The following is a 26,997-nucleotide window of genomic DNA, read 5'->3' as shown; positions in this document are numbered from 1 at the left end:
TCAGGACTTACTTGAACTCGGCGGTGGAGAACCGCTCGTCGGTGAGCGGGCTCGCCTTGACGCCGGTCACGTCCTTGCCGAACACGATCGCCGGCGGCGAGTGCGAGATCGGCACACCCGGCAGGAAGTCCATCACGGACTTGTTCAGGGCCTTGTACTTCTCGGTCCGGGCCGCGATGTCGGCGGTGGTGTCCGCGTCCTTGAACTGGTCGAACAGGGCCTTGTTGTTGAAGCCCCACTCGTCCTTCGGCCGGTCGAAGAAGGTACCGATGAAGTTGTAGGCGTCGCCGTAGTCACCGGTCCAGCCCAGGAAGTGGATGTCGTGCTTGCTACCCGAGGTGGTGGCGTTCAGGTAGTCCGGGCTCCACTTCAGCGGGATCCCCTCGACGGTGATGCCAACGGCCTTCAGGTCCGCCGAGAGCAACTCGAAGATGTCCTTCGGGTTCGGCATGTACGGCCGGGTGACCTCGGTCGGGTAGTGGAACTTCAGCGTCAGGTTCGACGCGCCGGCCTCGGCCAGCAGCGCCTTCGCCTTGGCCGGGTCGTAGGTGTACTTCGTGACGTCACCGTTCCAGCCCTCGACGGTGTCCGGCATGAAGTTGTCGGCGACCTTGGCACCCGGCGGCAGCTTGGAGGTGACCAGCTGCTGACGGTTCAGGGCGTACGCGATGGCCTGCCGGACGCGGATGTCGGCGAGCTTCGGGTTGCCCTTCTGGTTCATCGCCAGGTAGAGCACGTTGAACGCCGGGCGCGTGAGCATGTTGAAGCCCTCGCTCTTCAGCGGCTCGACGTCGGCCGGGCCAACCAGGTCGTAGCCCTGGATGTCACCGGAGCGCAGCGCCTGCTTGCGGGCGTTCTCATCCGAGATCGTCTTGAAGATGAGGGTCTTCAGCTTGGCCTTGGTGCCCGAGTAGTCCTCGTTGCGCTCCAGGGTCAGCGTCTTGTTCGCGACGTCCCAGGCCTTGAACTTGAACGGGCCGGTGCCGGTCGGGTGCTCCGTCGCGTACGACGGGTACTTGATGTCCTCGGCGGTGCCGGCGACGTTGCTCGCGTCGAACTCCTGCAGCGCCTTCGGGCTGTGGATGGAGAACGAGGGGAGCATCAGCGCGGCCGGGATCTTGCTGGAGACCCGGGTGAAGGCCAGGTCCACAGTGGTGGCGTCCTTGGCGGCGCAGGACTTGAAGAGGCTCGGCGGAAGCTCCGCGTCCTCGTTCTTGGCGAAGCCGCCCATGACGTCCTGCCAGTACGCGGTCACGTCCGGGCTCTGCATGAGGCCCTTGGCGTTGTACCAGCGGTTGAAGTTGACGCAGACGGCCTCGGCGTTGAAGTCGGTGCCGTCGTGGAACTTCACGCCCGAGCGGAGCTTGAAGGTCCACGTGGTGCCGGCGGCGTCCGGGGTCCAGGACTCGGCCAGGCCGGGGGTGACCTTGGTGCCACCCTCCTCCGGTCGGACCAGGGTCTCGAAGACCTGACGCGCGACGCGCAGCGACTCACCGTCGCTGGCGAAGCTCGGGTCGAGCACCTTCGGGTCTCCGGCGACGCCGAAGACGAGGGTGTCCTTCTTGCTACCGCCGGAATTGTCGTCGCGGTTGCTCTCGGCGCAGCCTGCTACCGCGAGGGCCGCGACCGCGATGGCCGCGATCGCGGCCTTCGGCCTGGGTGCACGCATGTGTGCTTCACCTCGTCCTTGGGGGTACGGACAACGTGGTGACAGGGGTCACCGATGGCGGTGACCATAGCTCCCGATGCGTCCACCCGGAAACCGCTGAGTGGACGGTTGGTATCGGATCGTGCCTCAACCGCCGCTTGACATTCGATTCTTAGGTAAACAGCGGCAAAAACCGATCAATCTGCACCCGCGATGCCAAACTGTTACGTCGAACAGCCCCGATGAGGGCACAGGTGTCAGATCATTTCCGGGCAGAGACGCAGCGGTGGCCGGCACCCGCACGGGTGCCGGCCACCGGCCATACGTCAGGCAGTCAGACCGCGCGGCGCCCCTCGAAGGCCCGGCCGAGGGTGATCTCGTCGGCGTACTCCAGATCGCCGCCGACCGGCAGCCCGCTGGCCAGCCGGGTCACCGAGATGCCCATCGGCTTCACCATCAACGCCAGGTAGGTGGCTGTCGCCTCGCCCTCGGTGTTCGGATCCGTGGCCAGGATCAACTCCCGAACCCCGCCACCACCGAGCCGGATCATCAACTCCCGGATGCGCAGGTTGTCCGGGCCGATCCCCTCCAGCGGATTGATCGCCCCACCCAGCACGTGGTAGCGACCGCGGAACTCACCCGTCCGCTCGACGGCCACCACGTCCTTGGGCTCCTCCACCACGCACAGCACCTCGTCGGTGCGGCGCGGGTCGCGGCAGATCCGGCACTGCTCGGACTCGGCCACGTTGTAGCAGGTGGTGCAGAACCGCACCAGCTCCTTGACCTTGCGCAGCGCGCCGGCCAGCCGGTTGACGTCGGCCGGATCCGCCGAGAGGACGTAAAACGCGATCCGCTGAGCGCTCTTCGGACCCACGCCCGGCAGCCGACCCAGCTCGTCGATCAGATCCTGGATGGCACCTTCGTACATCTGCCGGCTCAGAAACCGGGCAGGCCGAGGCCGCCCATGCCGCCGGCGACCGGGCCCATCTTGCGCTCGGTCAGCTCCCGGGCCGCCTCGGCGGCGTTGTGCACGGCCGCGACGACCAGATCCTCCAGCGTCTCCACGTCGTCCGGGTCGACGGCCTTCGGGTCGATCTTGATGGCCTTGAGCTCACCGGAGCCGGAGACCGTCGCGGTGACCAGCCCGCCGCCGGCGGTGCCGGTCAGCTCGGCCTCGGCCAGCTCGGCCTGGGCGGCGGCGATCTGCTGCTGCATCTTCTGCGCCTGCTTCAGCATCTGCTGCATGTTCGGCTGTCCACCTGGGCGCACGGGATGGCTCCTTCTCGCACTCGTCTGCTCGACCGCCGCTCAGCCTATCCGCTGGGACCGACCTCGCCCCGCCCGGTGCGTCCGCCCACGCCGAGGCTTCGGGTACGGCTACCCCTACCCCGAACCGGCCATCTGCTGGTAGTGCGCCCATACCCGTCGCACTGGTCTGCTCAAGGCATGAACCTCAACCGCACCGGCCGGGTCGGCGCACTGTGCTGGCTCGCGGCCTCGCCCGTCTTCCTCGTCGCCAGCCTGATCACCGGTCTGCGGTGGCGCGAGCCCACCTACAGCTGGGCCACCCACAACATCAGCGACCTCGGCAACGCCCACTGCGGCGTCTGGGACACCACCCGCCCCCGCTACGTCTGCTCACCGTGGCACCCGTTGATGAACACCGCGACACTGGCCACCGCCGTCCTGCTCGCCGGCGGGCTCCTGCTGACCTGGCGGGTTCTCGGCCGCGGCCCGGTGGTGCGCACTGCCCAGACACACCTGCTGCTGGCCACCGGCGGATACGCCCTCGTGGCCCTCTACCCGGCCGACATTGACGAGAACCTGCACGTCCTCGGCGCAGTCCTGATCATGGGGATGGGCAACGTCGGCCTGCTCCTCGCCGGCTTCGCACCACGCAGCACGACGCTCGGCAGGTGGCGCCGACTCACCCTCACCGCCGGGCTTATCGCGCTGGCCGGAACGACACTGTTCGCCGCCCAACAGGGCCTGGGGCTCGGGGTGGGCGGCATGGAACGAGTAGCGGTGCTCCCGTTCCCCCTCTGGGCCTGCGCCCTGGGAGTCCTCCTAGCCGAAACCCCCGTCGGCGTCGATCATGGAGTTGTGGTGCCCAAGAAGAGCACTGATGGGCGATTTGCCACCCACCACAACTCCATGATCGACGGCGTTAGCGGGCGTCGATCTCGTTGATTTTTTCGGCACCGAAGGTCTCTCTGAGGAGGCGTACCGCCTGCTCCTCGCTGGACTCCCGGGCGGTCTTCTCGTCGATGATCTCGTCCAACGGCTCGTCGCCCGGGTCGAACCCCTCAAAGGCAGGGGTCGCCGCCGGTGCCGCGCCGCCAGGCCGGCCGCCGGCCCGCGCCGGGCCGTCGAAGTCCGGGTCGTAGGGCGGCTCGCCGGCCCATTCGGCGTCCGCGACGGGCCGGGCTGCCGCTCCGGTACGCGCACCGCGCCCCGCCGCCGCCGCGCGCGCCGCGGCGATGGCGCTGCTCACCGGCGCACCACCGGCTGTCGCCGGCTGCCGGGCCGCCGGTGTCGGGTTACCCCGCCCGCCCGGCTTACCGCCACCGGCCGCCGCCCCGGGCCCACCCGAACCACCGGGTCCGCTGCCGTTCGGGCCGCCGCCGTTCGCGCCGCTGCCGTTGGTGCCGCTGCCATTCCCGGCGTTCCCGTACCCGGTGCTGCCGTTCGCGCCGGTCGACGCCGGTGCGGAGTGCGGGCTCGACTCGTTTCCAGCGGACGCGCCGCCAGGTCGGGCGGCCTCCGGCCAGTCCTCGTCATCAGTAGCCTCGGCGGCGAGGCCACCGCCACCTGGGCGGGCCGCCTCCGGCCAGTCGCCGTCGTCGTCCGCCGCCGGGGCGGACGGCGCTGCGCCCCGCCCACCAGCGCCGTGACCACCAGCACCGTGACCAGTGGAACCCGCACCGACACCGGCACACGAGGCCGAGCCGGCAGCGCCGCTCGGGTTCGCTGCGGTCGGCGAGTCGTTCGTCGGCCCGGCGGTCGGGGCGTTGGGTGGCCCACTTCCAGGCCCGGCGGGATTCGAACCTGGCGCTGCGTTCGAGCCTGACCCAGCGGTCGAGCCGGGCGCTGCGTTCGAGCCCGGCGCAGCGCTGAAGCCCGGTGCCGCGCTCGAACTTGGCGCAGCAGTCGAGCCAGATGTGTTCGACCCTGACGCTGCATTCGAGCCAGGCACAGAGTTCGAGCCAGACGCAGCGCCCAAGCCAGGCGCGTCATTCGAGCCAGGCGCGGCGTTCGAGCCAGACGCGGCGCCCAAGCCAGGCGCGTCATTCGAACCAGGCGCGGCGCTCGAACCAGGCGCGGCGCTCGAACCAGGCGCGGCGCTCGAACCAGGCGCGGCGCTCGAACCAGGCGGGGCCGGTGGCGCGCTCGTCGGGCCTGCGGCAGTCGGGTTCGCGGCGGCGGGCGGGTCGGACGGGGCCGGCGGCGCGGCGGGTCGGGGCGGTGCGGTCTGCGGTGCGCGCGACGAGCCGGACAGCGACACGCCACCGCGCTCGCCGGCCACCTCGCACCGGATCTGCCAGCGCCCGCCCAACTCCTCGTAGAGCGCGTCGGTGAGCACGGCCGCGTGGTCGGCCATCATCTTGGCCAGCACTGTGGACTTCACCGTCAGCACCAGCGTGTCGCCGTCGAGTTCGCGGACCACCGCGTCGCGCATCAGGGCGGCGATCCGCTTGTTGGTCCGGTTGACCTTGCCGACCACGTCGGGCCAGACACGGCGGACCGCTACCGCGTCCAGCGCGGCGGCCGGTGCTCCGGGTCGGGGCGGCGCGGGCGTGGCCGGGTCGGGAAGCACCGCCGACGGTGGCACCACGCGACGCGGGGCCGGGCCGGCGGGCGAGACGGGTACGGCCTGGTCAGCGGTTGCCGGACCGGTCGACGCGCCGGGCGAGGCCGGGATCGGCGAGTCGGCCGGCGAGACGTACGAGGCCGGTGCGCCGGAGGTCGGGGCGGGTGCCTCGGTGACCGGAGCAGCCGGGGCGGGAGCGCCCTGGGCCGGGGACGCCGCCGGGTCGACGTCCCACGGCGGTGCCGAGGTAGGGGCGTTCGCGGGTGCCGGGGTGGCGGCAGCCGGGACCGGGGTGGCTGGCTGTGGGCGTACCCCTGGGTGGTTGGTTGGCGCGGAGCCGGCGGCGGCCGACGGCACGTCGCCGCCGCCCCCGCCCAGGGTGAGCCGGCGTTCCATCCGTTCCAGGCGCTGGAGCAGGCCGCCGGTGGAGTCGTCCGCGCCGGGCAGCAGCATCCGGGCGCAGATCAGCTCCAGCAGCAGACGGGGCGCTGTGGTGCCGCGCATCTCGACCAGGCCGTTGTGCACGATGTCGGCGCAGCGGGAGAGCGTTGCCGAGCCGAGCTGCGAGGCCTGGGCTGCCATCCGCTCGATCTGGTCGGCCGGGCCGTCGATCAGACCCTTCGCGGCGGCGTCCGGCACCTGCTGGATCACGATCAGGTCGCGCAGCCGTTCCAGCAGGTCGGAGGCGAACCGGCGCATGTCGTGCCCGGCCTCGGCGACCCGGTCGACGGTGGCGTACGCGGCCGCGCCGTCACCGGCGGCCAGCGCGTCGCACATCTCGTCGATCAGCGCCGAGTCGGTGACGCCAAGCAGCGCGACGGCCCGGGCGTAGCTGACTCCCTCCGCGCCGGCGCCGGCGATGAGCTGGTCGAGCACGGAGAGGCTGTCCCGCATGCTGCCGCCACCGGCGCGGACCACCAGCGGAAAGACCGCCGGCTCGACGGCGACGCCCTCGGCCTGGGTGAGCTGTTCCAGGTACGGGCGGACCACCTTCGGCGGAAACAGCCGGAACGGGTAGTGGTGGGTACGCGACCGGATCGTGCCGAGGACCTTCTCCGGCTCGGTGGTGGCGAAGATGAACTTGACGTACTCCGGGGGCTCCTCGACCAGCTTGAGCAGGGCGTTGAAGCCCTGGGTCGAGACCATGTGCGCCTCGTCGATGATGTAGATCTTGAAGCGGCTGTTGGCCGGCGCGAAGAAGGCGCGCTCGCGCAGCTCGCGGGCGTCGTCGACACCGCCGTGGCTGGCCGCGTCGATCTCGATCACGTCGATCGAGCCGGCGCCGTCGACCGCCAGCGAGCGGCAGGAGTCACACTTGCCGCACGGCTCGGGTGTGGGGCCCTGCTCACAGTTGAGCGAGCGGGCCATGATCCGGGCGCTGGTGGTCTTGCCGCAGCCACGGGGGCCGGAGAAGAGGTAGGCGTGGTTGAGCCGTCCGCTGCGCAGCGCCTGCGACAGCGGCTCGGTCACGTGCTCCTGACCGATGACCTCAGCGAAGGTACGCGGCCGGTACTTGCGGTAGAGCGCCAGCGTCACTCGTCCCGCCTCCTCTCGACCGAGCCATTCTGCGCCGGTCGGGCGCGGGTGACCACCCACCACCCCGGACGCCTGGGCCTTCAGCCTTGATCGACCGGGCCGCCAGGGCTTGATCGACTCGGCTTCCTGGAAACCGCGGTGTCCGCATGGCCGGGACACCGCGACATCAGGGATGCCGAGTGGATCAACCGGCCCACAGACAAAAAGGCCTCCCGTGCACCCGGCAGAGCTCGCTTATCCTTGCTGCCTTCCGGCCCTGGGGAGGTTCACGAGATACCGCCGCACGGGAGGTGACGCCCAGCCTACCCGACCGCCTGTCGATCTTCAGGGGGTGGTGGGGTGGCCCGGCCGACACGGACCTGTATCCTGGCTCGCGGAGGATTCGCCTAGAGGCCTAGGGCGCACGCTTGGAAAGCGTGTTGGGTTTACACCCTCACGAGTTCGAATCTCGTATCCTCCGCTCGCCTGAGCAGCAGAAACGCCCGGCAGACCCTCTCGGTCTGCCGGGCGTTGATGTTGCGGCCTCAGTTGGCTGGCACGAGCGCCCCGCCTGATCGTCGTCAGGGTCCGCGTCGGCGCCTTGCTCGGCTGGTTCTTCCGTCGCCTGCCTCCAGATCAGCCCGCCGACTCCCCTGGCGATGGCCGACCCGAATGGAGTCGGTGGCGTGCTGGCGACGGCCAGCCATCCCGGCAGTCGAAATTCCTACAGCCCCCGTTCCTGCGACTATTGTTCATCAATATCGCTACCGGGATCCTGCCGCTCCACTGCGATGATCCGACGTTCAGAGAGGCGGATAACAGCTTCTCTGGAGCTACCGAGATGCCCGCCTTGCATTTCCATCTCCGTCGCCTCGTTCAATATCCCACCTGCCTCGGTGTCGGTCATTCGGGATCGTCGGAGCTCTTCTCGATGACGTTGCCATTCCATGATCAACCGAATGGTGCGTTCAAGGACCGCCATCCCGGCCAGTCCATATGCGATCGGAGCGTACGAGGTCGCTATCGATGTCAGCGCAGCCTCTACGGGACTTGCCAGTCGGACTCGATCCACAATAAGGCTCGGAACGATCTCGTCCTGACGATTGGCTGTGCGTAACTCATCCTTGAGACGCTGCCAGGCCTCCGCATTGGCGGCCTCTTGATAAGCCGCGAATGAAGATCCCCATAGAGTGTTGATAGCTCCGAAGTGCATGTAAAAATCGCGGACCGTTGGTCGCCCTAGATCAATTACCAGGAATAATGCGGGCGATTGGATCTCGACCGATGATGCCTGGAGTGCCATCCCGCGATTGAATCACAGTCGCTGGCAGGGGTGGCGGGAGGAGGAGGATCAAGGTCCCGACACCCGTCCGAATTCAGGACTTTGTAATGGTATGTCGAGCGCACCCGTGAACGTCGGGCTCCCAGTTGGCCAACTGCTGCCCAGAAGGCCAACCAGCAACTCCATGACTACCGGGCGATTGCCCTTCCTGATACCTCCGCTCGCCTGAGCAGCACGACGGCCGCCTATGCCGGCCTCGCATGGGAGAACGTGCGCGGCGAGGCGTTGTCCCACTGGCAGTCGGTCCAACTCATCCAGGAAGTGGCGGAGTCATGGAGCTGAACGGCGCCCGGTGGCGCAAGAGCAGCCGCAGCAGCGGCAACGGCGGCGCCTGCGTCGAGGTCGCCGACAACCTTCCCGACGTCATCGGCGTACGGGATTCAAAGGACCCGACCGGTCCGGCGCTCGCCTTCGCGCCCACGGCCTGGCGCGCGTTCGTCAGTCAGCTCACCCGACGCACCTGACCTGCGCCCGGTCACACGCCCCACAGCGGCGGCACTGCGCCCGTTCGCCGTCGCACCGCGGCGAACAGGTCAGGAGCCGTCGCGGAGATCCCCCAGACGCTCTGCCCGAAACGTGATCTCGTCGAAGGTCACGCTGCACCCCTCACCGGTCGGGGACTGGCCTGCGAAGCCGATCCGGTCGCGAGACGCGTCGGGGTCGAGGAGGAAGACGCGGATCAGCTGCCAGGTCTCACCGTCGACCGAGGCGTGGTACGCGTAGACCCCGTCGACCCGGGAGACCCGCAGCCACACCGACCGGTCGGGTACGACGAAGGCGTTCGCGTCGTCGGCGACGCCTCGGCAGATGACCGACACGATCATCGGGTCGCCCGCCGGGGAGAACTCGAAGCACAGCTTGGCCCAGCGCCGCTCGTCGAGCCACAGCAGGAGCACACCGGCATCGAAGGTGGCGGCGAAGTCCACGCTGACCCGGGCGCTGAACTGGAAGTCCCCCGTCGGCAGGTCCCCGAGCAGCGTCGCGGCGTTGAGCGTCGACTCGGCGCTGACCGTGGTGGTTCCGGCCGCGTCGGCGACGCCGGTGCTGGGGTCGATGAAGATGTCCGTGAGCGGCTGCGCCTCGACCGCCACGGTGCCGGCCGCCTCGTCGACCCGCCACAGCTCGGCGGACGAGGGCACGAGCGGGAACGGCACACCGGGAACGCTCAGTTGACTGACCATGGCCAGGACCGTACAACGGTCGCCCTGCTCGCCGATGCACACTGATCGAGCAGGGGCCCGGCACGTCCACCCTCCGGCCGGTACCGTCCCAGGCACCGACGACGGGGAGCCCCGTCGTACACATGTTCTATCCACAGGCTGTGGACGACCGGAGGTTCCATGGCTTACCAGCTCAGCGCGGTGGTCGCGGACGTTGAGCTGCTCCGCGAGCAGACCGCCGAGCTGGATCACGCGGTCCTCGGCGGGCTGCGCCAGGACTTCGCGTTGCTGCCGGTCACCCCGCAGTTGGTGATCGAGCTGACCGGGTCGTTGCCGGATTTCGCCACTGACGACCGGAGCGCCGCGCGTCCGTTCGGCCTGGTGTTGTCGACGGCGCTGGTCGAGGTGCTGACTCGGTGGTCACAGTCGGGGCCGGTGGCCTATCTGGAGGCGGAGTTCGGTGGTGGGGTCGGCTACCAGTCGGCAGCGGTGTGGTTGGGCGGGGCGCTGTCCTGGGGCCCGTGCTTCGACGACGAGTTGAGCGCGCCGCGCGAGCATTGGCCGATCAACGGCGCGCTGATTCAGCTCGGCGTGGAGCCCGGCACCTGGATCGACAGGTTCGCCGAACTGGGGTTGCATCTGGAGCGGAGCACCGAGGGTTGGCTGGCGCACGGGCGGCGTCGACTCAGCGCCGACTACTGGGATGAGCTGGTCGAACAGTGGGAAAACCAGTAATCCGGCGTTCGGCAGCAACCTGAACGCCCCCGTTCCGTTGGGGACTGGGGGATTCCATGAAATTGCGACAATTTGCGTTTATCGCCGCGCTGTTGACGGCTGCCTCGATCGCGGGCAGCGGCGTACCGCCCACCAGGTCGATTCCGAACGGCCGGCCCGCCGGCAACGTGGAGATCATCGACCTGAACGGCCTCAGCAACATCGAGTTCGGTGCCACCGAGGACGAGCTGACCCGACGCGGCATCCTGCGTACCAGCCTGGACGCCTGCGGGCCGATGCTCGCTGGCCACGACACGGTCAGCCCGGTCTTCGTGGAGGACAAACTCGTGCTGCTCTGGGTCGGCGACCCGATGCGGACACCGGAGGGCATAACGGCGGGCTCGCCCGTCGACGAGGTCTGGGACCGCTATCCGGAGGTCAGCCGGCTACGCGCTCCACAGGGGACACACCGGCTCGACGGGTTGCTCGCCCGCAGCGGCGACCGCGCGTACCTGTTCCTGCACGACGGGCGCACTGTCCGAAAAACCATAGCCGGGTACGCGGACTGGGCCCGCCGCCTTTTCAACGAAGGGGCAGGCCCCTGCTGAGCCGGCCGACCTGTCGAGCTGCTTCGCGGAACGGCCCATCTCCCCTTCTCCGCACATCCTAAGGCTGATAAAAGACCGATCGGTACAGAAATTTCTGGACCCCGTCGGCGGTTGCTACGGTCGGATACGTACCGCACGGTACAGAACTGCAGGAGGCCCGGCCGGCCGCGCACCACCACACGCCGACAGAGGAGATCCATCGTGGGACAGCTCGACGGCAAGACCGCCCTCGTCACCGGGGGCACCACGGGCATCGGCCTGGCCGCCGCCCGCCGCTTCGCCGCCGAAGGCGCGTACGTCTTCGTCACCGGCCGCCGCCAGGGCCCGGTGGACGAGGCCGTCGCCAGCATCGGCGCGAACGTCACCGGCATCGCCAGCGATGTCAGCAAGCTCGACGACCTGGACCGGGTGATGCGGGCGATCGAAGAACGGGGCGCCGGGCTGGACGTGGTGTTCGCCAACGCCGGCGGCGGAGAGTTCCGGTCGCTCGACTCGATCACGGTCGAGCACGTCGCCAACACCTTCGACACCAACATCTACGGCACCATCTTCACCGTGCAGAAGGCCCTGCCCCTGCTCAACGAGGGCGCGTCGATCGTGCTCACCGGCTCGACAGCCGCCAGCAACGGCACCCCGGCGTTCAGCGTCTACGCGGCGTCCAAGGCGGCCATCCGCTCGTTCGGCCGCACCTGGGCCGCCGAGCTGATCGGCCGGAAGATCCGGGTCAACACCCTGGTGCCCGGCTCGACCGAGACCCCCGGGCTCGCCGGCCTCGCACCGAGCGCCGCCGAGGCCCCCGGGCTACTGAAGACCATCGCCTCGGGCGTGCCCATGCAGCGCATGGCACACCCGGACGAGATCGCCAACGCCGCGCTCTTCCTCGCCTCCGACCAGAGCAGCTTCATGACCGGCGGCGAGTTGTTCGTCGACGGCGGCGAGCAGCAGCTCTGACACGAAAACGCCCGGTCGATCCTCGCGGATCGACCGGGCGTTTCGGCACTACAGAGCGGTGGCGGAGGGATTTGAACCCTCGGAGGGCGTTAACCCTCACACGCTTTCGAGGCGTGCTCCTTAGGCCGCTCGGACACGCCACCGCCGACGAGGGTACAGGACCGCCGGTTCCGACGCCGAACCGGTATCGCCCAGGCCGGCCTGGCAGGATCTTTGCCATGAGTACGCACATCGGCGCGAAGCCGGGCGAGATCGCCGAGCGGGTCCTGATGCCGGGCGACCCCCTGCGGGCCAAGTGGATCGCGGAGACCTACCTCGAGGGCGCTACCTGCTACTCGACGGTTCGGGGCATGCTGGGTTTCACCGGCCGCTGGAACGGCGTCGAGGTTTCCGTCCAGGGCTCCGGCATGGGCATGCCGTCGGCCTCCATCTACGCCCACGAGTTGATCAACGAGTACGGCGTGAAGACGCTGATCCGGGTCGGCTCCTGTGGTGCCCTCAGCACCGACCTGCAACTGCGGGACGTGGTGGCCGCGATCGGGTCGTCCACCGACTCGAACATGAATAGGATGCGCTTCGACGGGCTGATCGACTACGCCCCGGTGGCCGACTTCGGGCTGCTGCGTACGTCGGTCGAGGTGGCCGAGCGGCGCGGCATCACCATGCACGTCGGGCCGATCCTGGCGGCGGACGCCTTCTACACCGACCGGCCGGACCTGTACGACACCCTCGCCGACTACGGCGTGCTGGCCGTGGAGATGGAGTCGGCGGCGCTCTACACGATCGCCGCCCGGTTCAAGGCCCGCGCGCTGACCGTGTTGACGGTCAGCGACCACATCAAGACCGGTGAGAAGACCACCTCGGAAGAGCGCGAGCAGACCTTCAGCCAGATGGTCGAGATCGCCCTCGACACGATCATCGCCTGACCTGTTCGGGCGGCAATGTCGCGAAGAGCGTGATGACTGTGAGGCATCAAGATGACTCGTAGTCATCACGCTCTCTCGCATCAGACCGCTGGGCCACAAGAAGTCAGACGGCTGCCAGCGCCTCTCAGCGGAAGAACGCGCGCAGGACGGTGGCGGTCTCGGCCTCCAGCACCCCGCCGTAGACCTCGGGGCGGTGGTTGAGCCGACGGTCCCGCAGCACGTCCCAGAGCGATCCTGCAGCGCCGGTCTTGGGCTCCCAGGCACCGAACACGACTGTGGAGACCCGGGCCAGCACCAGCGCACCGGCGCACATGGTGCACGGTTCGAGGGTGACCACCAGGGTGCAGCCGTCCAGCCGCCACCGACCGGTGCGCTCGGCGCCCCGGCGCAGGGCCAGCACCTCGGCGTGGGCGGTGGGGTCACCGGTCAGCTCGCGCTCGTTGCGTCCGGTGGCCAGCTCGGCGCCGTCCGGCCCGTAGAGCACCGCCCCCACCGGCACGTCGTCGACGTCGGTGCTGACCGTGTCGTCGACGGGTGGACCGGCGACGGCCACCTCCAGGGCACGGCGCATCCACAGCTCGTGCCGCTGTCGTCGGCCGACCTCGCCCAGGTCGGCCAGGCCCTCGTGCGCGCCGGGCCCGGCGCGGCGCACCGCGCCGGGGGTCGGCTGGCCCGGTCGGATCGACTCCAGCGACGGATCGGTGGCGTCGGCCGGCTCAGACCTCACGCAGCTCCTCGACCTCGTCGGCGCAGCCGAGCACCTGGCAGATCTCGACTGTGACGTCCGCCGGCATCATCCCCTCGTGGGTGCAGAGGGTCAGCAGCTTCTGCGCGGAGATGCCCAGGTTGGCCAGCAGGTCGGCGTCGCCGACCGGATCGGCCTCCGGGTCGACGACGGGCTGCTCGGTCTCCTCGTCGCCGGTGCTCACCGGGCGTGGCTCGTCGTCGCCGTCGAGCCCCGTGACCGAGGTCTTCAGGTCACCGACCAGCAGCGACCCGAGCTGCGACTCCTCCGCGTACGCGGAGTCCGAACCGAAGACCCGCAGGTCCTCGCCCTCGTCGAGGCGCAGGATCACCAGGTAGGCGTCGTCGGCCTCGACGAAGAGCAGCGACACCTCGGCCTCCAGGTCGACGTCACGCAGCCGGTCGGCAACCTCGTCGATGTCGTTGGCGCCACGCAGGCTGACCTCGGCGGCGGTCCAGCCACTGTCGTCGCGCACCACGGCCGCAGCGAAGTACGACACGGTCCCCCCAATAGCCTCGACACAGCGTCGACTCGTTACGCGTGCACGTTAGCCGGTCGGGTCGGCAGGCGACCCGTCAACGCCCCGAAGGGCGGGTCATTCCTGACAAAGTCGGATCAGCCGACGACTCGACGGCGGGTGGCGATGAGCTGGCGCAGACGCTCGGTGCGCTGCCGCTGCGGTCGGCTGCGCTGGCGGACCGCCCGGGCGCCCGCCAACTCGGCCAGCAACTGCAGTCGACGGCGATTGCGATCGGGATCCTGCCGGGGAGTGGTCCAGGCCATAGTTGCGAGCGTGCCGAGTCTCGGCGGCCACGTCAAGACGGCGTTCGCTACGCAGCCAACCGGGCACTCGGTGCAGTCACCGAGCACCGTTTCGGGGCCCGTCCGCGCCGGTCACCACAGCGGCCAGTCACCACTGGTGGCCCAGCGGACGGCCACCACTGCGGCGGCGATGCTCCACCCACCCGCCGTGACGATGGCGACCCCGGTGGCCACCCCTCGGTCGCCGAAACGGACCAGCACCAGGGCGGTGGCCCAGGCCAGCAGGCCGGCGAACACCGTCCACCACGCGTAGCTGGCCACGTCGGTGCCGAGCAGGCCGAACAGCAGCAGCCAACCGGCCGCCGCGCCGCCTCCGGCGGCGACACCAGCGCCGGTGACCGGGTGCGGCTCGCGGTAGGTGGGCCGTGGCGGTGGCCCGGAGGGGAAGAGACCCGACGGGGTACGCGGAACCGGGCGTGCGGCGCCGAAATCGGGGCCAGGTTCGGGTCGGGCAATGGTCACCGTCGCTGCCCTCCCTCACGCGTGCCGCTCGTGCCCACGGTACCGGCTCTGCCAGGATGACCGGATGTCCTCGCCGACGATCAGCCGCCGCGCTCGTCCGGCGTACCCGATCCTGCTGTTGCTCGCCCCGGTGCTGGCCGCCGGCTGCGCGACCACCCGGCCGGGGGTGCCCGACGGCGCCGCGCCGACGCCACAGTCGGTCTGGGCGACCGCCGACCAGCCGGCGTCGCAGCCGCCGCCCTCGCCGGCGGCCACCGACCCGAGCTCCCCGGCGCCGTCGGCGGCCAGGCCGACGACGGCGGCACCCCGCACCGGGCTGAAGCATGTCTTTCCGGTACGCGCCGACAACGTCGACTACCACCCGACGCACGGGGCGTACCCGGCGACGGACCTCTTCGCCGACTGCGGCGAGCCGTTCGTGGCGGTGACCGACGGGACGGTGCTGGAGGTGAGCCGAGTGGACCGGTACCGCAAGCGTGGGCCGCAGGGCCCGGACAACGGCGGCCTGTCGGTCGCCCTGCTCGGGGACGACGGGGTGCGCTACTACGGCTCGCACCTGAGCGTGGTGACCGGCGGAATCGACGCCGGGGTGCGGGTCCGCGCCGGGCAGCAGCTCGGCAAGGTGGGCCGTACGGGCAACGCGAACAACGTGTGTCATGTGCACTTCGGCATCTCGCCGGCGTGCGCGGGCAAGGACGGCTGGTGGATCCGGCGCGGGGTGATCTGGCCGGCGCGTTACCTGGACTCCTGGCGGCGCGGCGGCAACCGGGAGCCGGCCACCGAGGTCACCGCGTGGCAACGCAAGCGCGGTTGCCCGAAGGCGCCCTGACATGGCTCGCGCGAGAGATCCCATCGCCGACCTGCGCCGGATCGCCTTCCTGTTGGAACGGGCGAACGAGGCCACCTACCGGGTGCGCGCGTTCCGGTCGGCGGCGAAGGCGCTGGCCGGCCTGCCTGCGGCCGAGCTGACCGAACGGGTCGGCAACGGCACGCTCACCGAACTGGCCGGGGTCGGTGACGTCACGGCCCGTTGCGTGGCGGAGTCCCTGGCCGGTGAGGAACCGGTCTACCTCCGCCGTCTGGTGGCGACCGAGGGCAGCGACCTGGACGCCGAGGCCACGGCGCTCCGCGCCGCCCTGCGCGGCGACTGTCACACCCACTCGGACTGGTCCGACGGCGGCTCACCCATCGAGGAGATGGCGTTGGCCGCTGTGGAGTTGGGCCACGAGTACCTGGTGCTGACCGACCACTCGCCCCGGCTGACGGTGGCCCGAGGGCTGACCGCGGAGCGGCTGCGCCGGCAGCTCGACCATGTGGCGCAGGTGAACGCGGCGCTGCCCGAGGGATTCCGGATCCTCACCGGGATCGAGGTGGACATCCTCGCCGACGGTTCCCTGGATCAGGACGACGACCTGTTGGCGCGGCTCGACGTGGTGGTCGGGTCGGTGCACAGCGGCCTGAAGGACGAGCGGTCGAAGATGACCCGGCGCATGCTGAAGGCGGTCGCCAATCCGCACCTGGACATCCTCGGGCACGTCACCGGCCGGATGGTGTCGTCCCGCCCGGCCGGCGTGACCGGTCCGGGCGATCGGGGGCACCGCGCGCGGACCAGAGCGGAGAGCGACTTCGACGCGGAGGCCGTCTTCGCCGCCTGCGCCGAGCACGACACCGCCGTCGAGATCAACTCTCGGCCGGAGCGGCAGGACCCGCCGAAGCGCCTGATCCGTCGGGCTCTGGAGGCCGGCTGCCGGTTCGCCATCAACACCGACGCGCACGCGCCCGGCCAACTCGACTGGCAACGGTTCGGCTGTGAACGCGCCGCCCTCTGCGGCGTCCCCGCCGACCGCGTGATCAACACATGGTCGGCGGAGCAACTGGTGGCCTGGACGCACACCCGCACCTGACCCCCGGCGCTGATCGAAACTGCGCTCTGTCAGCTCCGGACGGGTTCGGCGGCGGGTGTGGCGGGAGCGCCGACGCCGACGACCGGGCTGCTCCGGCGTCGACTGAACATCCCCTGCGAGACAGCGACCCCGAGCAGCACGATCAGCGCGCCGACCGGCTGGTGCCAGTTGAGTCGTTCGTCGAGCGCCAGCGCACCGATCAGCACCGCGAAGATCGGGACCAGGTACGTGACAGTGGACGCGGTGCTCGCGCCGGCCAGCCGGATGTTGCGCATGTTGATCACGAACGCGAGCCCGGTGCCGAGTGCGCCGAGGGTCAGCACACTTGCCACCACCCCCGCGGACAGCTCCGTGGGCAGCGGCGGCAGGCCGGCGACGAAGGGGGCGACGATGGCCAGCTGCGCGGCCGCGAGCAGCAGTTGCGCGGTGGAGAGCGACAAGCCTGAGTACGCGCTGTCGGCGACGAACCGCTTCTGGTACGGGATGGCCACGCCGTAGCAGGCCGCCGCACCGAAGCACATCAGCTGCCCCGTGAAGTGCGCTCCGCCGATGCCCTCCCAGACCCCGAGCACCACCAGCACCCCGACGAAGCCCAACCCGAGCCCGACCGCACGGCGCGCTGTGAGCCGCTCGGTGCGGAAGACCAGCACCGCAAGCGGCAGCACGATCAACGGCGTGGTGGCGTTCCAGATGCCGGCCAGCATCGACTCGACCCGCTGCTCGCCGTAGCCGAAGAGGGTGAACGGCACGGCCACGCCGAAGGCGGCGACGACGGTCAGGTGCGCCCAGACCCGGGGCTCGCGCGGCAGCCGGTCGCGCAGCACGGCGAGGACCACCAGCAGGGTCAACGCGCCGGCGACGACCCGGTAGAGGGTGAGTTGGACCGGGTGCAGCTCGGCCACCCCGACCTTGATGAAAAGAAAGCTGGAACCCCAGATCGCGGCGAGGGCGACAAAGCCGGGCAGCCAGGCGCGGGCCGGCGCTTTGTCAGGAGTGGTATCGGTGTTCACCCCTGACACTCTGCCGCAACCGTACGACAAAGTCGCGCGCCTTTCGGCAGTCACGCCGTGCCTGAACCCGCAGCTCCAACACGACAAACGTCGGCGACACGGGGGGTGGAGTGGTCACGTAGGGTCGCAGCGTGGGACGAATTGATGAACTCGCCAACCGCTACGTGGCCGAGTGGGCGCCGTTGAGCCCCACCGGCGCGACCTTCGTCGGCATCGCCGGCCATGACGACCAGCTCGACGACCTCTCGCCCGACGGCTACGGTGCGCGCGCGGACCTCACCCGCCGGACCCTGGCCGAGCTGGAGGTGACCGAGCCGGAAAACGAATCGGAACGGACCGCCAAGGAGGCCATGCAGGAGCGGCTCGGCCTGGACCTTGCCCGGTACGACGCCGGTGAGGTGACCAGCGAGGTCAGCGTGATCACCAGCGGGCTGCACGAGATCCGCATGGTGTTCGACCTGATGCCCACCGCGACCAGCGACGAGAAGGCCAACATCGCCGCCCGGCTCAACGGCTTCGGTGCCGCGCTGGAGGGCTACAAGACCACGCTGCGCGAGGCGCTCGCCGCCGGTGAGGTCAGCTCGAAGGTGCAGTTGGTCGAGGTGGCCAAGCAGTGCGACATCTGGGTCGACCCGACCGGTGACAACTTCTTCCACGGGCTGGTCGAGCGGCTCGGGGCGGAGGGCACGCTCGGGGCGGAACTGCGCCGGGGTGCGGCGGCGGCGACCGCCGCGACCGCCGAGTTCGGCCAGTTCCTGCGTACCGAGATGGCCCCGCACGGGCGGGACAAGCAGGCCGCCGGTCGGGAGCGCTACGAGCTCGCCTCGCAGTACTTTCTCGGCGCCAAGGTCGACCTGGACGAGACGTACGCCTGGGGCTTCGCCGAGCTGGCCCGCCTGGAGGCGGAGATGCGGGTCGTGGCGGGGCGCATCGCCGGCTCCGGTGCCACCGTCGACGAGGCCGTGACCACGTTGGACGCCGACCCGGCCCGGACCATCCAGGGCAAGGAGGCATTCCGGGACTGGATGCAGGCGCTGGCCGACAAGGCGATCAGCGAGCTGCACGGCACCCACTTCGACATCCCCGAGCAGGTCCGCCGCATCGAGTGCTGCCTCGCCCCGACCAGCGACGGTGCCATCTACTACACCGGCCCGAGCGAGGACTTCTCCCGCCCGGGTCGGATGTGGTGGGCGGTGCCGCAGGGCATCAGCGACTTCTCCACCTGGCGAGAGGTGACGACGGTCTACCACGAGGGCGTGCCGGGTCACCATCTCCAGGTGGCGCAGACCGCCGTCCGGGCCGACCTGCTCAACCGTTGGCAGCGGCTGCTCTGCTGGGTCTCCGGGCACGGTGAGGGCTGGGCGCTCTACTCGGAGCGGCTGATGGACGAGTTGGGCTACCTGGAGGATCCGGGCGACAAGCTGGGCATGCTCGACGGCCAGGCGATGCGTGCGGCACGGGTCATCGTGGACATCGGCATGCACCTGGAGCTGGAGATCCCGAAGGACAATCCGTTCGGTTTCCACCCGGGCGAGCGGTGGACGCCCGAGCTGGGCTGGGAGTTCATGCGGGCGCACTGCCGGGTTCCGGACGAGAACCTGCGCTTCGAGCTGAACCGCTACCTGGGTTGGCCGGGGCAGGCGCCGTCGTACAAGGTGGGTGAGCGGATCTGGCTCCAGGCCCGCGAGGACGCCAAGGCCCGCAAGGGCGCCGATTTCGACCTGCGGGAGTTCCACCGGCAGGCGTTGGACCTGGGTGCCCTGGGTCTCGACCCGCTGCGCCGGGCGCTGGCCCGGCTCTGAGTCGCTGATGGCTCCCGGTGCTGGCGGCTCGTCTTACCGCCAGCACCGGGAGCCATCGGAGCGGGTGCCGTTCAGCCGAGGGCCAGTGCCAACGACGGCCGGGCGGTCAGCGTGTCACTGGTGACGTACGCCAGATCCATCACCGGGTCGGTGAACGTGATCGAGATCGGCAGGGTCACCGGGATTCCGTCCGGCAACGGCAGGTCCGGGGTCAAGGTGAGCTTGATGCCGAGCAGCTTGCCGACGAACCGGGTGGAGTAGAAGGCCACGTCACCGCGGACGGTCAGCCGGTCGGTCTTGTATCGCTGGGTGCGCCCGTCGGGGCCGTCGGCGACCAGCAGGAAGTCGTCGGTCACCGCCTCCCGCATGCTGAACTTCAGCACCTTGAGGCTGCCCTTCTCGGTCCGCAGTTCGGTGGTCCCGTCGAAGCGCAGCCCGGTCATGGTGACCTTGGAGCCGGTGAGCTTGGACGGCATCTGGCCCACCATTGGCAGATTCGGGTCGGCCGCGATGCGGGGCAGCGGCTTGCCCGGCTCCGCTTTGTCTGGCTTGTCGGGTGTCGTGGCCCCGGGCTTTTCTGACCCGCCCGGGTTCGGTGACGGGCAGGCCGTGGACCCGGGACGGGCCGTCGGCCTGACTGTCGGCTTCGCCGACGGGCTGGCGGTCGGGGTGGCCGACGGCGTCGCGGTCTTCTCGTTGCGTCCACCGGTGAGCAGGTCCCCGATCTCGTCCAGGATGTCGGTGATGATGTTGCCGTCCCGCTCCGGGCTGGCGCTCGGTGTCGGGGTCGGCGTCCTCGTGATGGGAGTGGTGGCGCTGGGCGACGGCGCGCCGGACCGGGACGGGGTCGGGCAGGCGGTCGCGGCGGGTCGGGTCGGTGCGGCCTGCACCGCTCTGGGCTGGGTGGCCAGGCCGGTCGCGGCGAGGCCCAGCACCAGCAGTGCGACTCCGAACACCCGAGGATCAGCAGAACGTCCCGGCCACTCGGGGGGTGCGCCCGCGTCGGTCGCGTCGCCCGCCGGGCGGTCCACCGGTTCGCCGGCCGCGTCGGCCTGCACGACTCCGATCCGCTCCGTGTCGAGCCGTTCGACTCTGCGCTGCTCGGCGTGGGGCTGATCCGCGTCCGCCTGATCCGTGCCGTGCTGATCCGCCTCCGCCTGATCCGCATCGACCCGTTCGGCGACGGGCAGTTCGGTGTCGGACAGTTCAGCAGCGGTTGGCGCGGGTCGGATCGGGGTCCAGGCGAAGGCGAGCGCGCTGCCGACGATGCCGAGCAGCAGACCGACGAAGAAGCCGCCGAGGTTGAGTCCGATCAGCGAGTAGACCGATGTGACCGCCGCGACGACCGAGTAGAACAGCCGCTGCGCCGGGCTCAACCAGAGCAGCAGGGCGCAGGTCACCAGGATGACCGGGATCAGGAGCGAGAGCAGACCGGTGGCTCCGCTGTGGAAGCTCAGGCCGTTGATCGTCATCCTGGTGGAGGCGAACATCGCCACCCCAGCCAGGGCGATGAAGAGACCACCCCAGAACGGTCGGCTCCGCTGCCAGCGGCGGAAGGTATGCCACGCCTGGGCCATACCGCCGGGCCGGGCGTGGGACGCGTTCGCGGTTGTCACGTACTCCTCCTGGCGGAGCGGGACGGGGACAGGGCCGGGGCCCGCGGTGGTCGGCCAGCGCGGACCCAGTCACCTCAGAAGCACTCCTTGCCCTTGGCGTCATCGCCCACGTTGACCTTCAACCGGAGGCCGACCAGGTTGAAGGTGGCCGCCGTGGTGTAGCGGGACACCTGCTGCAGGTTCGTGATGGTGACGTGGTCGGAATTCTGGCCGAACGAACCCTTCTGCGCCGTCGCGTTCAGGTCCGTCGCGTCCCGGCCAATCTTGATGTTGGTGAACGTCGCGTTGCCGTCGAGCGAGTCCATGGCGATCAGCAGGTCCTTGGCCCGGGCAGGCTCCTTGCCCTCACCGGCGTTGATGGTGAGCACCACCGGCAGGCCGGGCAGGTCGGAGCGGACGGACTGGCAGAGGTTGTAGAGCTCTGCGCTGTTGATCTCGGCGACGGCGATCGGGTGGGTCTTGCCGTTCTCACCCTTTTCGCGGACGACGCCGCCGTACTGCTTGAAGCCGTCGCCCTCGAGACGGGCCGCGCCGATCTTGAACGTCTGTCCGGACACGGTGACGTCGGACGCGATGGCGCCGGTCGACATGCCGAACAGGATGGCGCCGACGGCGGCGGTGGCGGGGACCGCCATGGCGGCGAACCGCCGCCACCGGGTACGACCCTGATCCTCAAACCGATCCTGCACGGGTTCCTCCTCAGGTGGCCGGTCCCGGACTGGCGGCCTCGCACCGGGCCCGTCATGTGTTACCGGCGGGTAACGATCGAGCCTGATCGTGCACCCGTTGCGGCGCGGCTCACAACCCCCTGACCATCCGGCGGTAACACGAGGGCGACCCAACAGCAGCTCGACGTCACGAATCGTGGAATTACCCGTGTGGATAGAAGCCTCTCCATATGACAAATACGGCAAAACCCTGCTCCCCGACAGCGGAGAGTGGCAGGGCATCGACGAATTACAATTAGGTAACGGATGTAAAGTACGCAGGTCGCGGAAAGCCGTTCGGCTCGTCCTCTCGTCCGAACATCCAGGCGATCCCGGAAACAGCAGGACCCCACCGAACGGCCCGAGGTCCTAGGGTTTCGGCGTGCATCTGAACGACGTGCGACGCCACTGGACCAAGCTCGGAGCTGAAGATCCACTCTGGGCCGTACTCGTTGAGCCCGGCAAACGCGGCGGACGGTGGGACGTCGGGGAGTTCCTGGCCACCGGCCGCACCGACGTCGAGGAGACGACCGGCCAACTTCGCCAACTCGGTCTGCCCACCCGCTGGGAGCGGGTGCTCGACTTCGGCTGCGGCGTCGGGCGACTGTCGCAGGCACTCGCCCCACACGCGGACGAGGTCGTCGGTGTGGACATCGCTCCGACCATGCTGGAGGCCGCCCGGCGACTGAACAGCGCCGAGAACATCCGGTTCGTCCTCAACGACGCACCGGACCTGAGCCAGTTTCCCGATGGTCACTTCGACCTGGTCTACAGCGCCCTGGTGTTGCAACATCTGCCGCGCCCCGCGATCGATCACTATTTGGCCGAGTTCCTGCGCGTGTTGCGGCCAGGCGGCACCGCCGTCGTCGGGTTGCCAACCGAGCGGGGGCGTACGGCCAGGGGCATCGTCTGGCATCTGGCGCCGTCCCGCCTGATCAGCTGGGCACAGTGCCACCTGCTCAACTATCCGGCGCCGATGAAGATGACGGTCGTCCCGCACACCGACATGGTGCGACTCATGGCCGCACACGGCGGGGACATCGTCGGGCAGTGGCGCGATCTGCTGTACAGCGAGGACTGGGTCTGCACGCGGTACGCCGTGCGCCGCGCAGGGCATTAGAGGCAGGTGCCGCTCCACGACTGAGGGGTGGACCGCATCGCGGCCCACCCCCCGGTCGTGCTTCCTGTCGTACCCGTCAGCGCTGCTCCACCTCGCCGTGCGCCGGGCGCTGGGTCGGCACCGTCGGGTCCTCGGACTTCCAGTTCGTGGACGCCGGCGGGATCTCGTCGGTCAGCGGACCGCCTGCGGGCTCGGTCCTGGGCTGCTCGGCGGTCTCCGCGTCGCGTACCGGTTCTTGGTCCACCCGGGTCCGAGTCGGGTCGGCGCCGGGTGCCACAGCCGGTTCGGCGCGGTGCCGGGCGGCACCGTCGTTGGTCCGCGTCACCAGCCATACGCCGACGACGAGGGCGATCAGACCAAGGACACCGGCGGCGATCGGACCCCAGAAACTGATCAGGCCGATCTTGAAGCGGTTGTCCTTGACCGTCTCGACACTGCGAGTGACAGTGTCGTCGTTGTAGTTGAAGTCCGCGTCCAGTAGCACCGTGGCGGCGCCGGTGTCGGGGCGCAACTCCTTCTTCTGCTGCTCCCGGACGTTCACGTAGGAGCCCGTCACGGGGTCGATCCAGAGCGTACGGATGTTGCTGTAGACGATCTGACCGCTGGTGGCGCCGGGGGCGAACCTGCCGAGCAGCGGCTTGAGGCTCGCCTCCGGGGTGTTCAGCCCCTCGTTCTCGATTCGCTGCTCGAAGCGGTACGCCTCGATGCCCTTGACCTTTTCCGTGCCGACGAACTTCGCCGGGGCGGTCCGCTTCAGGTCACGGTCGAAAACCTGGTAGTCCCGCTTGTCCGTGCCGAACGGGAACTTGTAGATCTGGCCGGAGTAACTCACGTTGCCGACCGGAGTCTGCTCCGCGCCGCTCTCGTTGAGCCACTGCTCCTTCCACGGGGCGGCCGCGCCGGAGATCCGGTCGAGGGCCAGCTCGGTGCTGTACTGGCTGACCACATCCGAGGTGTCGGAACGCCTGACCGTCTGGTAGACGTCCCAGATCACCGCGTCGCCCTTGAGGTCCTCGGGCAGCCGGTCCCTCGTGTCGTCCGGCTGAGGAATGACCTCGACGCTGGAGACGAGGTCACCTTGCAGGACCTCGATGCTCACCGACTCGCCGACACGAGTGATCTTCAGGAACTTGGCGTTCTTCGCCTCCGCGACGGACGTCGTTGGTTCAAGATCATAAGGGAGCTTGGTCACGGAGGGGGCCACGTAGAACGGCAGCCCAGCCGCGAAGACCAGCAACAAAACACCGAGCCCGAAGAGCGCGGCGCCCACGCGAAGCTTCACTCATCCTCCTGTAGCCTGCCGCCCTACGACCTGTTGTCCGGGGCACCCGATCCTTAACATGGCGGGAGGTTACTCCCCGGTCACCTTCAAAGCGACCCCCTGGATGTCCAGATGTCCACAGCCGCCGCGCCAACAGTTCCGCAGACTTCGGTAACCGACCGACTCCCCGCCCTCGACGCGCTGCGAGCAATTGGCGCTGTGGCGGTCGTCGGTCACCACGTCGGGTTTCAGACCGCCGCCACCATGAACACCACGTGGGGCGGATGGCTGGCCCGGCTCGACGTCGGCGTTGCCATCTTCTTCGTGCTCTCCGGATTCCTGCTGTTCCGACCGTGGGCACTGAGCGCCGCAACGGGACAGGCCCGACCGCGCGCCGGGCGGTACCTCTGGCGGCGGGCCCTACGAATCCTGCCGGCCTACTGGCTGGCGGTGCTGGTCTGCCTGATCGTCCTGCCGCAGAATCAGCCGGCGTCCGCTGGTGACTGGATTCGCCACCTCACCTTCACCCAGATCTACGGGCCGGGCCAGTTGCGCTCCGGGCTCACCCAGACCTGGAGCCTCGCCACCGAGGTCGCGTTCTATCTGATCCTGCCGCTGGTAGCCGTGCTCGCTGTTGGTCGGTCATGGCGTCCCGTCCGAACCGTCGTGATCGTCTGCGGGGGTTTGTTGATTACTGCGGGATGGCTCGCCCTCTTGGGGTTCGGCTGGCTCAGCAACGGCCTGCACACCATGTGGCTCCCCTCGTACGCCGCCTGGTTCAGCGCAGGGATGGCCCTGGCGGCGGCGCACGTCGCCCTGCGCACCGGGACCGCGCCCGTCGCCTTCCGCGTACTGGACGACCTTGCCTCCGCACCGATCGCCTGCTGGGCAGCGGCGGTCGGCCTGATGGCGATCGCGACGACGCCCATCGCCGGCCCCCGCGACCTCGCCGGCCCGACAGCCTCCGAGTTCGCCGTCAAGCTGGCCCTCTACCTCGCGATCGCGACACTGATCCTGATCCCGGTGGCCTTCGGTGGGCGGACGCGGGTCAAGGAGGTCTTCGGCGCCGAGTCCGCCCGATGGCTCGGCACCGTCTCGTACGGACTGTTCCTCTGGCACCCGCTGGTCATCGAATTGATCTACCTGATCGACGACCGACCGCTCTTCACCGGCGGGCTGTTCAACACCTTCGCGCTCACCATGGTCTTCGGTCTGGTGTACGCCACCGTCAGCTACTACGGCGTCGAGCGGCCCCTGCAGGTGCTCGGATCGCAGCGTCGAAAGCGACCGGCCAGGCGCGGGCAGGCGTCCGGCACACCCGCCGTCGACGTGGCCGCACCGGCAGTCGCGGCGCCGACGGTCACGCCGGCACCCACGGTCAACGCGTAGCGCCAGTCGATCAGCGCTGCCCCATAGGGGCATTGCCGGCCGGCATCCCAGCCCCTAGTGTGACGCGCGTCCCTAAATTACTTGAGAGTAGGGTTCGCGTGGAGCGTCGCTTCGGCATGCCCGGACACGTGCTGTTCCTCAACTGGCGAGACACCCGTAACCCCGAGGGTGGCGGTTCCGAGGTGTACGTGGAACGGATCGCCGCCGAGTTGGTGTCGCGCGGTTTCCGCGCCACCCTCTTCTGCGCCGCCCACAGTGAGGCACCCGGCGACGAGGTCAACGAGGCAGGCGTTCGGCTGGTGCGGCGCGGCGGCAGACACACCGTCTACCTCTGGGCGGCGCTCTGCTACCTGGCCGGCGCAGTGGGCGTGGGCCCAATGTCGAGCCGCCGGGGCGGCCGGCCCGACATCCTGGTCGACGTCTGCAACGGGTTGCCGTTCCTCTCCCCGCTGTGGACACGGCGCCCGGTGGTCAAGCTGATCCACCACGTGCATCGCGAGCAGTGGCCGGTGGTCCTTCCGCAGTGGGCCGCCCGGTTCGGCTGGTGGGTCGAGTCGTCGCTCGCCGTGCGCGTCTACCGGCGGTGCCGATACGTCACCGTCTCCGAGGCCACCCGTAGAGAACTGGCCGTGCTGGGAGTACCGCCGGAGCAGGTCGCCGTGGTGCACAACGGCACCCCGGCGCTGCCCCGCACCGACGCCGAGCGGGCGCCGTTCCCGCTGCTCGTGACGCTGAATCGGCTGGTGCCACACAAGCGGGTCGAGGTGGCGTTGCGGGCGGTCGCGGCCCTCGCCGACGAGTTGCCTCAGCTGCGGCTGGTCGTCGCCGGCCAGGGCTGGTGGGAGTCGCACCTGCGCGAGCTCGCCGCGGAGCTGGACATCACCGAGCGGGTGGATTTCCGGGGCTTCGTGACGGAGGAGGAAAAAGCCGCTCTGCTCGCCTCGGCCTGGGTCGCCCTGACCCCGTCACTCAAGGAGGGCTGGGGCCTGACGATTGTCGAGGCGGGTTCCGCGGGCACGCCAACGGTCGCGTTCCGGGAAGCGGGCGGGGTCGCCGAAGCTGTCGTGGACGGGCGTACCGGCCTGCTGGCCGATGACATCGACGATTACCTGGCGAAGGTGCGCACACTTCTGCACGAGGACGAAATGCGGCGGGAGATGGGGGCGCAGGCCCGGGAGCACGCGGCGAGCTTCACCTGGCAGGCCGCGGGTAGGCACTTCGCGGACCTGCTGGACGGTGTGGAGTCGCCCCGCCCAGTGCAGCAGCGGGGCGAGCCGTCCTACCTGTCGCCGTAGACCACGGGGGCGTACGGGTCCTTCTTTCCGGCACGCTTGGCCGCTTCCGAAACACTCTTGGCCTCGTTGGCCGCCTCTTTGTCGGTGGCGGTCGCGGCGGCCGAGAGCCCGCCGAGGGCCAGGATCCCCAGCAACGCCGCCACCATGCCGGAGACGACCAGGGTCAGAGCTCTACGCATGCCAATCCTC

The 26,997-nt window shown here is 69.6% G+C and carries 27 protein-coding genes, 2 tRNA genes, 1 other RNA gene and 1 pseudogene; 14 read left to right on the top strand and 17 right to left on the bottom strand.

Translation table 11 applies throughout. The annotated features are described in order from the left end of the window. Positions 1–7 precede the first annotated feature (7 nt). The 3 genes from ACLQ3F_RS23385 to ACLQ3F_RS23375 all read right to left on the bottom strand — a co-directional run bounded on the left by ACLQ3F_RS23385 (position 8) and on the right by ACLQ3F_RS23375 (position 2,893). Positions 8–1,669, bottom strand: coding sequence for an ABC transporter substrate-binding protein (locus ACLQ3F_RS23385; RefSeq protein ID WP_425851405.1), 1,662 nt, complete (start codon positions 1,667–1,669; stop codon positions 8–10). 313 nt (positions 1,670–1,982) lie between these two features. After that, complete coding sequence (gene recR, locus ACLQ3F_RS23380) at positions 1,983–2,576, bottom strand: recombination mediator RecR (protein WP_124856597.1); 594 nt, start codon at positions 2,574–2,576, stop codon at positions 1,983–1,985. Between the two features lie 8 nt (positions 2,577–2,584). Further along, entirely contained in the window at positions 2,585–2,893 is a 309-nt protein-coding gene (locus ACLQ3F_RS23375) for a YbaB/EbfC family nucleoid-associated protein (RefSeq protein WP_007466279.1), read from the bottom strand. A 201-nt stretch (positions 2,894–3,094) separates the two neighbouring features. Here ACLQ3F_RS23375 and ACLQ3F_RS23370 point away from each other — a divergent pair, with 201 nt between their 5' ends. Next, positions 3,095–3,838 (top strand): DUF998 domain-containing protein, encoded by a 744-nt coding sequence (locus tag ACLQ3F_RS23370; protein WP_425851403.1) that lies wholly within the window; start codon positions 3,095–3,097, stop codon positions 3,836–3,838. Here ACLQ3F_RS23370 and ACLQ3F_RS23365 read toward each other — a convergent pair. Beyond that, entirely contained in the window at positions 3,816–6,995 is a 3,180-nt protein-coding gene (locus ACLQ3F_RS23365; protein ID WP_425851401.1) for a DNA polymerase III subunit gamma and tau, read from the bottom strand. The genes ACLQ3F_RS23370 and ACLQ3F_RS23365 overlap by 23 nt on opposite strands. A 203-nt stretch (positions 6,996–7,198) precedes the next feature. Beyond that, positions 7,199–7,288: signal recognition particle sRNA small type (gene ffs / locus ACLQ3F_RS23360), an RNA gene on the bottom strand. Between the two features lie 82 nt (positions 7,289–7,370). On the opposite strand from ffs, the gene ACLQ3F_RS23355 reads away from it, so the two are divergent. After that, positions 7,371–7,455: transfer RNA gene (locus tag ACLQ3F_RS23355), tRNA-Ser, on the top strand. 264 nt (positions 7,456–7,719) lie between these two features. On the opposite strand, the gene ACLQ3F_RS23350 is transcribed toward ACLQ3F_RS23355, so the two are convergent. Next, positions 7,720–8,277: a hypothetical protein gene (locus tag ACLQ3F_RS23350; protein ID WP_425851400.1), complete on the bottom strand. Its 558-nt coding sequence runs from the start codon at positions 8,275–8,277 to the stop codon at positions 7,720–7,722. Between the two features lie 240 nt (positions 8,278–8,517). Here ACLQ3F_RS23350 and ACLQ3F_RS23345 point away from each other — a divergent pair. Further along, positions 8,518–8,598 (top strand): annotated as a pseudogene (locus tag ACLQ3F_RS23345) (XRE family transcriptional regulator); the annotation flags it as partial. Next, on the top strand, positions 8,589–8,780 hold the full coding sequence (locus ACLQ3F_RS23340) for a DUF397 domain-containing protein (RefSeq protein WP_425851398.1): 192 nt from the start codon (positions 8,589–8,591) through the stop codon (positions 8,778–8,780). The pseudogene ACLQ3F_RS23345 and the gene ACLQ3F_RS23340, both read left to right, overlap by 10 nt. A gap of 69 nt (positions 8,781–8,849) precedes the next feature. Here ACLQ3F_RS23340 and ACLQ3F_RS23335 read toward each other — a convergent pair whose 3' ends face one another. Then, positions 8,850–9,497 (bottom strand): DUF1349 domain-containing protein, encoded by a 648-nt coding sequence (locus ACLQ3F_RS23335; protein ID WP_425851397.1) that lies wholly within the window; start codon positions 9,495–9,497, stop codon positions 8,850–8,852. Positions 9,498–9,656: 159 nt separating this feature from the next. Between ACLQ3F_RS23335 and ACLQ3F_RS23330 the strand changes: the two genes are divergently transcribed. The 3 genes from ACLQ3F_RS23330 (at position 9,657) to ACLQ3F_RS23320 (ending at position 11,749) form a co-directional block, all read left to right on the top strand. Then, complete coding sequence (locus ACLQ3F_RS23330; RefSeq protein WP_355006044.1) at positions 9,657–10,211, top strand: hypothetical protein; 555 nt, start codon at positions 9,657–9,659, stop codon at positions 10,209–10,211. A gap of 92 nt (positions 10,212–10,303) precedes the next feature. Then, positions 10,304–10,798 (top strand): hypothetical protein, encoded by a 495-nt coding sequence (locus tag ACLQ3F_RS23325; protein ID WP_425851395.1) that lies wholly within the window; start codon positions 10,304–10,306, stop codon positions 10,796–10,798. 201 nt (positions 10,799–10,999) lie between these two features. Beyond that, on the top strand, positions 11,000–11,749 hold the full coding sequence (locus ACLQ3F_RS23320) for an SDR family oxidoreductase (protein ID WP_425851393.1): 750 nt from the start codon (positions 11,000–11,002) through the stop codon (positions 11,747–11,749). A 56-nt stretch (positions 11,750–11,805) separates the two neighbouring features. Here ACLQ3F_RS23320 and ACLQ3F_RS23315 read toward each other — a convergent pair. Beyond that, positions 11,806–11,892: transfer RNA gene (locus ACLQ3F_RS23315), tRNA-Ser, on the bottom strand. 75 nt (positions 11,893–11,967) lie between these two features. On the opposite strand from ACLQ3F_RS23315, the gene deoD reads away from it, so the two are divergent. After that, the gene (gene deoD / locus ACLQ3F_RS23310) at positions 11,968–12,675 is read left to right on the top strand and encodes a purine-nucleoside phosphorylase (RefSeq protein WP_074315244.1); all 708 of its coding nucleotides are present in this window, start codon (positions 11,968–11,970) and stop codon (positions 12,673–12,675) included. Between the two features lie 124 nt (positions 12,676–12,799). Here deoD and ACLQ3F_RS23305 read toward each other — a convergent pair whose 3' ends face one another. From ACLQ3F_RS23305 to ACLQ3F_RS23290, 4 genes are all read right to left on the bottom strand, one after another. Next, the gene (locus ACLQ3F_RS23305; RefSeq protein ID WP_425851658.1) at positions 12,800–13,246 is read right to left on the bottom strand and encodes a nucleoside deaminase; all 447 of its coding nucleotides are present in this window, start codon (positions 13,244–13,246) and stop codon (positions 12,800–12,802) included. Positions 13,247–13,391: 145 nt separating this feature from the next. Continuing rightward, positions 13,392–13,919 (bottom strand): tRNA adenosine deaminase-associated protein, encoded by a 528-nt coding sequence (locus ACLQ3F_RS23300; RefSeq protein ID WP_425851391.1) that lies wholly within the window; start codon positions 13,917–13,919, stop codon positions 13,392–13,394. A gap of 116 nt (positions 13,920–14,035) precedes the next feature. Next, complete coding sequence (locus tag ACLQ3F_RS23295; protein ID WP_167362451.1) at positions 14,036–14,203, bottom strand: hypothetical protein; 168 nt, start codon at positions 14,201–14,203, stop codon at positions 14,036–14,038. A 111-nt stretch (positions 14,204–14,314) separates the two neighbouring features. Continuing rightward, positions 14,315–14,704, bottom strand: a complete 390-nt coding sequence (locus ACLQ3F_RS23290; RefSeq protein WP_425851389.1) for a hypothetical protein — start codon at positions 14,702–14,704, stop codon at positions 14,315–14,317. On the opposite strand from ACLQ3F_RS23290, the gene ACLQ3F_RS23285 reads away from it, so the two are divergent. Together ACLQ3F_RS23285 and ACLQ3F_RS23280 are read left to right on the top strand one after the other, a co-directional pair. Beyond that, positions 14,697–15,533 (top strand): M23 family metallopeptidase, encoded by an 837-nt coding sequence (locus ACLQ3F_RS23285; RefSeq protein WP_425851387.1) that lies wholly within the window; start codon positions 14,697–14,699, stop codon positions 15,531–15,533. The genes ACLQ3F_RS23290 and ACLQ3F_RS23285 overlap by 8 nt on opposite strands. 1 nt (position 15,534) lies before the next feature. Then, on the top strand, positions 15,535–16,608 hold the full coding sequence (locus tag ACLQ3F_RS23280; RefSeq protein WP_425851386.1) for a PHP domain-containing protein: 1,074 nt from the start codon (positions 15,535–15,537) through the stop codon (positions 16,606–16,608). 29 nt (positions 16,609–16,637) lie between these two features. Here the strand turns inward: ACLQ3F_RS23280 and ACLQ3F_RS23275 are convergent, their stop codons facing one another. Further along, entirely contained in the window at positions 16,638–17,618 is a 981-nt protein-coding gene (locus tag ACLQ3F_RS23275; RefSeq protein ID WP_425851385.1) for a DMT family transporter, read from the bottom strand. A gap of 131 nt (positions 17,619–17,749) precedes the next feature. Between ACLQ3F_RS23275 and ACLQ3F_RS23270 the strand changes: the two genes are divergently transcribed. Then, complete coding sequence (locus tag ACLQ3F_RS23270; RefSeq protein ID WP_357206101.1) at positions 17,750–19,420, top strand: DUF885 domain-containing protein; 1,671 nt, start codon at positions 17,750–17,752, stop codon at positions 19,418–19,420. 71 nt (positions 19,421–19,491) lie between these two features. Here ACLQ3F_RS23270 and ACLQ3F_RS23265 read toward each other — a convergent pair whose 3' ends face one another. Then, positions 19,492–21,036, bottom strand: a complete 1,545-nt coding sequence (locus ACLQ3F_RS23265; protein ID WP_425851383.1) for a DUF6114 domain-containing protein — start codon at positions 21,034–21,036, stop codon at positions 19,492–19,494. Between the two features lie 74 nt (positions 21,037–21,110). After that, positions 21,111–21,725, bottom strand: a complete 615-nt coding sequence (locus tag ACLQ3F_RS23260) for a DUF6230 family protein (protein WP_425851382.1) — start codon at positions 21,723–21,725, stop codon at positions 21,111–21,113. 400 nt (positions 21,726–22,125) lie between these two features. On the opposite strand from ACLQ3F_RS23260, the gene ACLQ3F_RS23255 reads away from it, so the two are divergent. Then, on the top strand, positions 22,126–22,863 hold the full coding sequence (locus tag ACLQ3F_RS23255; protein WP_425851380.1) for a class I SAM-dependent methyltransferase: 738 nt from the start codon (positions 22,126–22,128) through the stop codon (positions 22,861–22,863). 76 nt (positions 22,864–22,939) lie between these two features. On the opposite strand, the gene ACLQ3F_RS23250 is transcribed toward ACLQ3F_RS23255, so the two are convergent. Continuing rightward, a complete protein-coding gene (locus ACLQ3F_RS23250; protein WP_425851379.1) occupies positions 22,940–24,145 on the bottom strand; it encodes a DUF3068 domain-containing protein in 1,206 nt (401 codons plus the stop codon). 111 nt (positions 24,146–24,256) lie between these two features. Here ACLQ3F_RS23250 and ACLQ3F_RS23245 point away from each other — a divergent pair, with 111 nt between their 5' ends. Together ACLQ3F_RS23245 and ACLQ3F_RS23240 are read left to right on the top strand one after the other, a co-directional pair. After that, on the top strand, positions 24,257–25,513 hold the full coding sequence (locus tag ACLQ3F_RS23245) for an acyltransferase family protein (protein ID WP_425851377.1): 1,257 nt from the start codon (positions 24,257–24,259) through the stop codon (positions 25,511–25,513). Positions 25,514–25,629: 116 nt separating this feature from the next. Further along, positions 25,630–26,808 carry a glycosyltransferase family 4 protein gene (locus ACLQ3F_RS23240; RefSeq protein ID WP_357204052.1) on the top strand — a complete coding sequence of 393 codons (1,179 nt, stop codon included), beginning with the start codon at positions 25,630–25,632 and terminating at the stop codon, positions 26,806–26,808. On the opposite strand, the gene ACLQ3F_RS23235 is transcribed toward ACLQ3F_RS23240, so the two are convergent. Next, a complete protein-coding gene (locus tag ACLQ3F_RS23235; RefSeq protein WP_124858362.1) occupies positions 26,793–26,987 on the bottom strand; it encodes a hypothetical protein in 195 nt (64 codons plus the stop codon). The two genes, ACLQ3F_RS23240 and ACLQ3F_RS23235, sit on opposite strands and share 16 nt — an antisense overlap. Between the last annotated feature and the right edge of the window lie 10 nt (positions 26,988–26,997).

It is taken from the genome of Micromonospora sp. DT15, from assembly GCF_049841475.1.
In the GTDB taxonomy this organism is placed as follows: Bacteria; Actinomycetota; Actinomycetes; order Mycobacteriales; family Micromonosporaceae; genus Micromonospora.
Note: the sequence above shows the minus strand (reverse complement) of the source record. Positions and strands in the feature narration are given on the sequence as shown.

What these genes read in the sequence shown, in the direction of transcription:
- ACLQ3F_RS23280 (WP_425851386.1), top strand. Translation starts at nt 15,535, where the DNA reads ATGGCTCGCGCGAGAGATCCCATCGCCGACCTGCGCCGGATCGCCTTC.
- ACLQ3F_RS23385 (WP_425851405.1), bottom strand. Translation starts at nt 1,669, where the DNA reads ATGCGTGCACCCAGGCCGAAGGCCGCGATCGCGGCCATCGCGGTCGCG.
- ACLQ3F_RS23350 (WP_425851400.1), bottom strand. Translation starts at nt 8,277, where the DNA reads ATGGCACTCCAGGCATCATCGGTCGAGATCCAATCGCCCGCATTATTC.
- recR (WP_124856597.1), bottom strand. Translation starts at nt 2,576, where the DNA reads ATGTACGAAGGTGCCATCCAGGATCTGATCGACGAGCTGGGTCGGCTG.
- ACLQ3F_RS23375 (WP_007466279.1), bottom strand. Translation starts at nt 2,893, where the DNA reads ATGCAGCAGATGCTGAAGCAGGCGCAGAAGATGCAGCAGCAGATCGCC.
- ACLQ3F_RS23235 (WP_124858362.1), bottom strand. Translation starts at nt 26,987, where the DNA reads ATGCGTAGAGCTCTGACCCTGGTCGTCTCCGGCATGGTGGCGGCGTTG.
- ACLQ3F_RS23285 (WP_425851387.1), top strand. Translation starts at nt 14,697, where the DNA reads ATGGTCACCGTCGCTGCCCTCCCTCACGCGTGCCGCTCGTGCCCACGG.
- ACLQ3F_RS23370 (WP_425851403.1), top strand. Translation starts at nt 3,095, where the DNA reads ATGAACCTCAACCGCACCGGCCGGGTCGGCGCACTGTGCTGGCTCGCG.
- deoD (WP_074315244.1), top strand. Translation starts at nt 11,968, where the DNA reads ATGAGTACGCACATCGGCGCGAAGCCGGGCGAGATCGCCGAGCGGGTC.
- ACLQ3F_RS23340 (WP_425851398.1), top strand. Translation starts at nt 8,589, where the DNA reads ATGGAGCTGAACGGCGCCCGGTGGCGCAAGAGCAGCCGCAGCAGCGGC.
- ACLQ3F_RS23295 (WP_167362451.1), bottom strand. Translation starts at nt 14,203, where the DNA reads ATGGCCTGGACCACTCCCCGGCAGGATCCCGATCGCAATCGCCGTCGA.
- ACLQ3F_RS23240 (WP_357204052.1), top strand. Translation starts at nt 25,630, where the DNA reads ATGCCCGGACACGTGCTGTTCCTCAACTGGCGAGACACCCGTAACCCC.
- ACLQ3F_RS23335 (WP_425851397.1), bottom strand. Translation starts at nt 9,497, where the DNA reads ATGGTCAGTCAACTGAGCGTTCCCGGTGTGCCGTTCCCGCTCGTGCCC.
- ACLQ3F_RS23245 (WP_425851377.1), top strand. Translation starts at nt 24,257, where the DNA reads ATGTCCACAGCCGCCGCGCCAACAGTTCCGCAGACTTCGGTAACCGAC.
- ACLQ3F_RS23305 (WP_425851658.1), bottom strand. Translation starts at nt 13,246, where the DNA reads ATGCGCCGTGCCCTGGAGGTGGCCGTCGCCGGTCCACCCGTCGACGAC.
- ACLQ3F_RS23330 (WP_355006044.1), top strand. Translation starts at nt 9,657, where the DNA reads ATGGCTTACCAGCTCAGCGCGGTGGTCGCGGACGTTGAGCTGCTCCGC.